The organism is Streptomyces sp. URMC 124 (assembly GCF_051386455.1).
Classification (GTDB): domain Bacteria; phylum Actinomycetota; class Actinomycetes; order Streptomycetales; family Streptomycetaceae; genus Streptomyces.
Window position 1 is genome coordinate 1 of record NZ_JBPQTS010000527.1, and the last position, 257, is coordinate 257.

Annotated in this window: 1 protein-coding gene; it reads right to left on the reverse strand. The window is 52.5% G+C overall.

Annotated elements, in window-relative coordinates; translation table 11 throughout:
* A partial coding sequence (locus ACSNOG_RS33580) for an Hsp70 family protein (protein WP_436756449.1) occupies window positions 1–246 on the reverse strand: 246 nt, incomplete at its 3' end.
* Between the last annotated feature and the right edge of the window lie 11 nt (window positions 247–257).

Sequence of the window (257 nt, forward strand, 5' to 3'; positions counted from 1 at the left end):
TTCAAATTCCGTCCGGCTTATGCGCAGCTCCAAGCTGCCGGTCTCGGCAGGGACGGTCATCTTGGCTTCGTTATCCTGGCCGAGGGCCAGCTTGCACATTTCGGCCTGCTTATAGATCAGCGATCTCGTTTTGGCACTGAGATCTTCGGCATTCAAGTCATGCGTATGTAAAAAGTGCGTAAAGAGGAGCTCCGTAAAATCCTCGCCCCCCAGAAAGTTATCGCCGGCAATGGATTTCACATCCATGATGCCTTCGA